The organism is Desulfobotulus sp. (genome assembly GCF_034006065.1).
GTDB lineage: Bacteria > Desulfobacterota > Desulfobacteria > Desulfobacterales > ASO4-4 > Desulfobotulus.
Genome location: NZ_JAVETM010000082.1, coordinates 1 through 6,694, shown reverse-complemented (window position 1 = coordinate 6,694; position 6,694 = coordinate 1). Strand labels below are relative to the sequence as shown.

The 6,694-nt window shown below is 52.7% G+C and carries 9 protein-coding genes; 2 read left to right on the top strand and 7 right to left on the bottom strand.

The window, feature by feature from the left end:
* The 3 genes from RBR60_RS15935 to RBR60_RS15925 form a co-directional block, all read right to left on the bottom strand.
* On the bottom strand, nucleotides 1-1,002 hold a 1,002-nt coding region (locus RBR60_RS15935; RefSeq protein WP_320358616.1), incomplete at its 3' end, for an efflux RND transporter permease subunit.
* On the bottom strand, nucleotides 927-1,427 hold the full coding sequence (locus tag RBR60_RS15930) for an efflux RND transporter permease subunit (protein ID WP_320358613.1): 501 nt from the start codon (nucleotides 1,425-1,427) through the stop codon (nucleotides 927-929). The genes RBR60_RS15935 and RBR60_RS15930, both read right to left, overlap by 76 nt.
* Before the next feature lie 21 nt (nucleotides 1,428-1,448).
* A complete protein-coding gene (locus RBR60_RS15925; RefSeq protein ID WP_320358611.1) occupies nucleotides 1,449-2,564 on the bottom strand; it encodes an efflux RND transporter periplasmic adaptor subunit in 1,116 nt (371 codons plus the stop codon).
* A 351-nt stretch (nucleotides 2,565-2,915) separates the two neighbouring features.
* On the opposite strand from RBR60_RS15925, the gene RBR60_RS15920 reads away from it, so the two are divergent.
* The gene (locus RBR60_RS15920) at nucleotides 2,916-4,448 is read left to right on the top strand and encodes a sigma-54 interaction domain-containing protein (RefSeq protein WP_320358609.1); all 1,533 of its coding nucleotides are present in this window, start codon (nucleotides 2,916-2,918) and stop codon (nucleotides 4,446-4,448) included.
* A 217-nt stretch (nucleotides 4,449-4,665) separates the two neighbouring features.
* Here the strand turns inward: RBR60_RS15920 and msrA are convergent, their stop codons facing one another.
* The 4 genes from msrA to RBR60_RS15900 all read right to left on the bottom strand — a co-directional run bounded on the left by msrA (nucleotide 4,666) and on the right by RBR60_RS15900 (nucleotide 6,241).
* Nucleotides 4,666-5,172: a peptide-methionine (S)-S-oxide reductase MsrA gene (gene msrA, locus RBR60_RS15915; RefSeq protein WP_320358608.1), complete on the bottom strand. Its 507-nt coding sequence runs from the start codon at nucleotides 5,170-5,172 to the stop codon at nucleotides 4,666-4,668.
* On the bottom strand, nucleotides 5,169-5,618 hold the full coding sequence (msrB, locus tag RBR60_RS15910) for a peptide-methionine (R)-S-oxide reductase MsrB (protein ID WP_320358606.1): 450 nt from the start codon (nucleotides 5,616-5,618) through the stop codon (nucleotides 5,169-5,171). Before msrB ends, msrA begins: the two co-directional genes overlap by 4 nt.
* A gap of 120 nt (nucleotides 5,619-5,738) precedes the next feature.
* Nucleotides 5,739-6,002, bottom strand: coding sequence for a Txe/YoeB family addiction module toxin (locus RBR60_RS15905; RefSeq protein WP_320358604.1), 264 nt, complete (start codon nucleotides 6,000-6,002; stop codon nucleotides 5,739-5,741).
* A complete protein-coding gene (locus tag RBR60_RS15900; protein WP_320358602.1) occupies nucleotides 5,999-6,241 on the bottom strand; it encodes a type II toxin-antitoxin system Phd/YefM family antitoxin in 243 nt (80 codons plus the stop codon). The genes RBR60_RS15905 and RBR60_RS15900 overlap by 4 nt, the downstream gene beginning before the upstream one ends.
* A 247-nt stretch (nucleotides 6,242-6,488) precedes the next feature.
* On the opposite strand from RBR60_RS15900, the gene RBR60_RS15895 reads away from it, so the two are divergent.
* Nucleotides 6,489-6,694: phage integrase N-terminal SAM-like domain-containing protein (locus RBR60_RS15895; protein WP_320358600.1), on the top strand; the 206-nt coding region annotated here is incomplete at its 3' end.

The following is a 6,694-nucleotide window of genomic DNA, read 5'->3' as shown; positions in this document are numbered from 1 at the left end:
CACCCAGCTTGCCAATAAAGCAATGACCACCACCTGAAAGAGGCTGGCACAATATTCCCCTGTATTGGAGGGAGCCATGTAAATGGGAAAAAAAGCCAGTACCGCAATGATCGTGGCACCAAGAAGAGGCCATGCCGTTTCTTTCACGGACTGAACAGCCGCCGATTCCCGGTCCATGCCCTGATTCAGCTTGATCAGGGTGCCGTCCACCACAACAATGGCATTGTCCACGATCATACCCATGACAAGGATCAGCGCTGCCAGAGAAATTCGCTGCAGATCAATGCCCCAGGCCAGCATGACGAGAAAGGAGGCCAGTATGGAAAGGACCAGCCCGGAGGCAATGATAAGCCCGCTTCGCACTCCCATGGCAAAAAGAAGAACGAGAACCACGATACCCACGGACTGGATCAGGCTGGTCATGAATTTGCCAATGGCCTTCTGAACGGATTCAGACTGGTAGTACACATCATGCAGCTCCATGCCTAAGGGCATGTCTGCCATGAGCTGGTTCATCCGAAGCCTCACGGCCTCGCCCATGGCCACCACATTGGCCCCCTGTCTGGCTGAAATGGTGATGCCGATGGCGGTTTTTCCATTGATGCTGAGGCTCTTTTCCCTGGGAGTCTGATAGCTTCGCTGGATGGTGGCAATGTCTCCCAGACGAAAGGTACGGCCGTCCATGCCCAGAAGGATCAGGTTTTCAAGGGTGGAAAGATCCGTCAGCACTCCCGTGGTTTCCAGTCTGACCCGCCGGGTCCCGGAATCCAGCGCTCCGCTGTCCACCACGGCATTCTGCCGGGAAAGCGCCATGGTGAGGATGTCCGGCCGGATCCCCTGAAGAGCCATCTGCTCTTCGGGGATGAGGATTTCTATGGTTTCAGTCCGGTCTCCATAAATCTGAATCCGGCTCACATCCGCAACTTTCAGCAGTTCCCTCCGGAGATAATCCGCATAGTCGGCGAGTTCTTTTTCACTGTACCCCTCTCCGGAAAGGGCCACAAAAATCCCATAGATGTCGCCGTAGTCATCCTGTACGGTGGAAGGCAGAACGCCGGGGGGAGTTCTGCCTGCATGGCAGTGATTTTTTTCCTCAGGCTTTCCCATGTATGGGAAATCGCATGGGAACGCATGCTTTCGTCCACGTCCACATAGACCAGTGAAAGCCCTGCACGGGATTCGGACCGGATTTCCACCACATGCTCCGTGCTCTGGGCTGCCTGCTCGATGAGGTCGGTCACCTGCAGTTCCACTTCGTGGGGGGAAGCACCGGGATAGGGGGTTACCACAATGGCCGTCTTGATGGTAAAATCCGGATCCTCCAGCTTGCCAAGCCTCTCATAGGCCATGAAACCGCTGATGCTGAGACAGAGGATGAAAAAAAAGACCACGCTTTTGTGGCGGACAGAGTAAGAAGAAATGCGCATGACAGAAAGGCTCCTTAGAATTTACAATTGCCTGCCAACATTGGTTGAAGAGGGTCCTGGTACAATGCGGACAGACTGCCCTTCCTTCAGGTGGCTGGCCCCACCCGTAACGATGATGTCCCCCTGCTGCAGCGCTCCATAAACCGTGATCCCCTGACTGGAGAGAGTGCCGGTTTGAACGGGTTTCAGGGAAACCCGGCCTTCTTTCACCACAAAAATACCGGCCCCCTCTCCGGGAAAGGGCACCAGCGCTGCCATGGGAAGGGTGTAGCTGGCGGCTCCTGCAAAGTGGAGGCGCACCTCCGCTGTCATACCCGGCCGGATTTCTTCCGATTTTTCCGGAGTCAGCAGGAGGGGATAGGTGCGGCTGCCCTTATCGGCCTGCTGCCCGATTTCTTTGATGAAGGCGGAAAAGGATCTGCCGTGCAAAGAAGCAAACTGGCAGCGTATGGCGGTAATTTTTTCAACATCCCCCAGCATGGAGGCGGGAAGCCCCACCATCACTTCAATGGCGCTTGGATTGATGAGGCTGGCAATGGGTTGCCCCGCATTCACATGATGATGGTTTTCCACGTATTTCTCATGAATCACGCCGTCAAAGGGAGCGAGGAGACGGGTGTCGGCCAGCTGGTTTCTGGCTTCATGCAGGCTGGCCCTGCTGTCATCAAGATCTGCCTGTGTGGTGTGATAAAGGGCGGTGGTTTTATCAAATTCCGCTTTGGCCATGGCCTCTTTTTTAAAAAGGGCCTCGTGCCGCCGGAAGTGCTGTTCCGCTTCTTTGGCTCTGGCTTCTGCGGCGGCCAGTCTGGCCTCTGCCTGGCGGAGGCGGACTGTAAAATCCCGGTCATCCATCCGGGCAATGACATCACCCTTTCGCACCACTTTCCCCGTTTCTGCGGTGAAGGTAACGATCAGGCCGGAAACCCGGAAGGACAGAACCGTTTCTTCGGCGGATCGGGCAATCCCCGGAAGAATACGTTCTGTTCCCTTGTCCGGCTCAGCAAGAATCTGGGTGCGTACGGGCCGGGGGACCATGGAGGATTCATTCTTAGCGGTACCCTCTGCTCTGCTGCATCCTGTAGCCAGGATGCAGGCGGCAAGGGAGAGGATGAAAAAACTGCTTTTAAGACGATTCACCAAATTTTTCCTTTCCTTAAAATAATCAAAGAGATCCACATGAAAAAATCCGCATGGCCCTTTACGAATACGCAGCCTGCCTGATCCTTTGCAGCAAAAACCTTATGGATTCAGGAGGCTACTTTTATATGCACCTGCCTTCCATTGAATCTCTGCCTTGATTCCGGGCACGATCCCCCAGGGAAGGGATCCCATCCCGCTGGGTGGATAGCCAAAATCGTGCCACAGCTAAGGCACTGATAAAACAATGCTTTAAAAAAGGAGCTGCTGGAAAATTACTAAATAGAACAATCGGCATTGTTCTATTTAGTAATTTATGATCTGCTTGCTAAATGAAACAACGGAGGGGCGATGGATCGTAATGAATTTTTCCGTGAGGCTGTGTTGAGGATTTCCAGCAGTCTGGATTTCGGGGTTGCGCTGGAAAGACTCCTTGAAATCCTGGCGAGGATCATGCCTGTTGAAGCCGTATTTGCAACGCTGTATATCCGTGAACAAAAAGTGATCCGGGTGTTTGATCATGCCTGGCTGACCAAAAAATTTACGGCCTTTCATGACCTTCCCCTGACACCGGATATGATCTCCCATGCTGAAGATGTGCTTGCTTCGGAGGCAGGTATTTTGATTATGGACGGCCCGGAATCAAATCCCATCGGCCGGGGCTGGCTGAAGGTTGATCCGGAAGTCTGGAATTCTTCCTGCATCGTAGTTCCCATGAAAATTGAAACAAACTGGAATGGCATGCTGGTTTTTCTCAGTAAAAACCGAAATGAATTCAAGGAAGGGCATGCGGATTACATACGAGAGATTCAGGAGCCTTTATCATTGGCATGGTTCAATTCCCTTCATTATCAGGAACTGATCCAGCTGAAAGATTCTCTGGATGAGGAAAATAGAGCGCTTTCCCAGGAAATACGTCACCTGAAAGGGGATGCCATCATCGGCTCCGCTTCCGGACTGAAAGGGGTTATGGAGATGGTGGCGCAGGTGGCTTCCCTGGACAGTCCTGTTTTGCTTCTGGGGGAAACGGGGGTGGGAAAGGAAGTGATCGCCAATGCCATCCATGGGGCTTCTTCCCGCAGTGACGGGCCTTTTATCAAGGTCAATTGCGGCGCCATTCCCGAAGGTCTGATGGATTCAGAACTTTTTGGACATGAAAAGGGGGCGTTTACCGGAGCCCTTTCCCGTAAAAGGGGAAAGTTTGAACGCGCCCATGGGGGAACCCTTTTTCTGGATGAGATTGGTGAGCTGCCGCCCGCAGCCCAGATCCGGCTGTTACGGGTCTTGCAGCACAGAGAAATTGAGCGTGTGGGAGGCAGCGAGATGATTCCCGTGGACGTCCGGATCATCTCCGCCACCCACAGAAATCTGGAAAAAAGGATACAGACCGGCCAGTTCCGGGAAGATCTCTGGTTCCGGCTGAATATTTTCCCCATTACCATTCCTCCCCTTCGGTACCGTAAAAATGATATCCCCGAGCTGGTTCGTTATTTTCTGAAAAAAAAATCCATGGATCTCAAAATTCACCCGGCACCTCAGGTTCAGGAAGGGGAGGTGGATCGTCTTGGTGGATGGAGCTGGCCGGGAAATGTGCGGGAGCTTGAAAATATTGTGGAACGTGCTTTGATCCAGAGCCGCAGCCGGGGAGGGTGTGTCATATTTGATCTGCCCATGGGCGAAGAGCCGGGAACTGTGGTCAGCGATACTCCCTTTCCCAGTCTGGACATGGTGGCAGTCCGTCATATCCGCAAAGCCCTGGAACACTCCGGCGGCCAGATTCACGGAGCTGGTGGAGCCGCAGAGCTGCTGGGCATCAACCCCAATACCCTCCGCAGCCGCATGCGCAGGCTGGGCATTTATCAAAAGCGTAAAGCAGGCGGGTAGTTGGGGGAAGGGAGGGAGGTTTTTTATAACTGTTCTGGCAGGGCTGAAAAGGGCAAGGGAGGCTTCACTCATCTGGGGCTGGCTGTTTCAGGACGGGCGGGTATAAAGAAAGCCTGCGAAAAGATGTCTGGATGTGATTGTTCAATGTTTGGGGTGAAGGTGGTGGAGGAGTTGACAGGATTGTAACTTCATGCGCCCTCCGTCAGGATTGAACGGTTCACTCAGGTTCGCGCTTTGGCAGTACCCAGCCCGGACGTGGGTAATGGCAGGTGTAGCCGCTGGGATAATGCTCAAGATAATCCTGATGCTCGGGCTCTGCTTCCCAGAAATCCCCTGCAGGTTCAAGTTCCGTTACCACCTTGCCCGGCCATAATCCCGAGGCATTCACATCCATGATGGTGTCAAGGGCAACTTTCTTCTGCGTCTCGTTCACATAGTAAATTGCCGAGCGGTAAGACGGTCCCCGGTCATTGCCCTGTCGGTGAGTGGTTGTGGGGTCGTGTATCTGGAAAAAGAATTCCAGAATACGGCGATAGGAAATTTTCTCCGGATCAAAAAGAATCTCCAGGGCCTCGGCGTGGGTGCCGTGGTTGTGGTAGGTGGCGTTGGGGACATCACCGCCAGTGTAACCCACCCGAGTGGCCTCAATCCCCGGTAACTTGCGAAACAGATCCTGCATTCCCCAAAAACAGCCGCCCGCCAGAACAGCGCGTTCCTGTGTCATGACCTGTCCTCCACCTGATTGAGGTAGTCCCCATAGCCCGCTGCTTCCATGTCTTTGCGATGGATGAAGCGCAGCGAAGCCGAATTGATGCAGTAACGCAGGCCACCGCGATCCCTGGGGCCGTCGGGAAACACGTGCCCCAGGTGGCTGTCGCCATGAACCGAGCGAACTTCGGTTCGCACCATGCCATGGCTGACATCCTGTAGCTCCTGAATATACGCAGGCTCGATGGGTTTGGTAAAGCTTGGCCAACCGCAACCCGACTCAAACTTGTCTGATGACGCAAACAGTGGTTCGCCCGACACGACATCCACATAGATACCCGGCTCGGTAGTATCAAGATGCTCGCCCGATCCTGGTTTCTCGGTGCCGTTTTGCTGGGTCACACGGAACTGTTCCGGAGTCAGGGCGGCGATGGCAGCATCGGATTTACTGTAAGGCTTCATTCGATCCTCCTTGATGGACTGCTGTGGGGATTCACGTCTATGTCGGGTTGCCCAAGGCATGGTTCAGGGCTTGCAGGAGCAACATCGGATGCAACCGCCTGCAACCCATTGTTCTTCCATTTATTCGTAGTGGGTCCACATTCGAATGACTTTGACTGTTTTTTCATCGTTGAGGATTTGGTAAACAATTCTGTGTTGTATGTTCAGCCTTCGTGAACAGGCACCTGATAAATCACCTACAGGTTTTTCGTAAGGCGGCGGTGTTTGATATGGATTTTGTTTCAATATCTCAAGGATATCTTCTGCCTTTGATTTCAGGCCAGAGGAGGAGATTTTTTTAGCATCCTTCTGAGCTTGTTTTGTAAACACAACCTTCCAGCTCACCAGTCAAGCTCCTCATTACAATCGCCTATTGGAGTTTCAAGCCCTTCCCGAATCGATTCACGCATATTTGGAATGTTTAGAAGAAACAGGGTCTCTTGAATTGATTTCCAGTCTTCTTCTGAGAGAAGCACAGCGTTTCCTCTTTTACCTGTAATAATGATAGGCTCATGGGATGTGGATGCTTGATCAATAAGCTTGTAAAGATTTGAACGAGCTTCTGTTGCTGATAATATTGGCATGGTGCCTCCTTGACTTTTTATAAAAGGTACGGCATGGCGTACGTGTTGTCAAGGTGATGGTTTGGGAGAACGCCTCACATCACCGGCAGTAAATAGCAAAGCGAGGAACAAGCGGCGCTTTTTACTGTCCGAGTGCATGTGATTGTTGAACGCAGCCGCTTTGCGGCAGAAAAGAGTTAAACAAGGTACACTCCTTCAATGCAGCGCACAGCTGCAGCCTAACAACGCATTGGAGAAGGAGTGCCCCATGAACCAGCAGGAACAGGAGCGATTCGACAGGCTTTACCAGCAGCATCTGAAAACCCTGAAGCTTCAGGGCAAAGCCAAAAAAACCATTGATGCCTATGCCAGAGCCGTCCGCAGGATCAGCAGTCATTTTGACTGTTGTCCGGACAGACTCAGTCATGGGAATCTGCAGGACTATTTTGCGGATCTGGTAGAAACCCATTCCTG

Coding starts and splice junctions, on each gene's coding strand:
- RBR60_RS15930 (WP_320358613.1), bottom strand. CDS start 1,427: ATGCGCATTTCTTCTTACTCTGTCCGCCACAAAAGCGTGGTCTTTTTT.
- RBR60_RS15920 (WP_320358609.1), top strand. CDS start 2,916: ATGGATCGTAATGAATTTTTCCGTGAGGCTGTGTTGAGGATTTCCAGC.
- msrA (WP_320358608.1), bottom strand. CDS start 5,172: ATGACACAGGAACGCGCTGTTCTGGCGGGCGGCTGTTTTTGGGGAATG.
- msrB (WP_320358606.1), bottom strand. CDS start 5,618: ATGAAGCCTTACAGTAAATCCGATGCTGCCATCGCCGCCCTGACTCCG.
- RBR60_RS15900 (WP_320358602.1), bottom strand. CDS start 6,241: ATGCCAATATTATCAGCAACAGAAGCTCGTTCAAATCTTTACAAGCTT.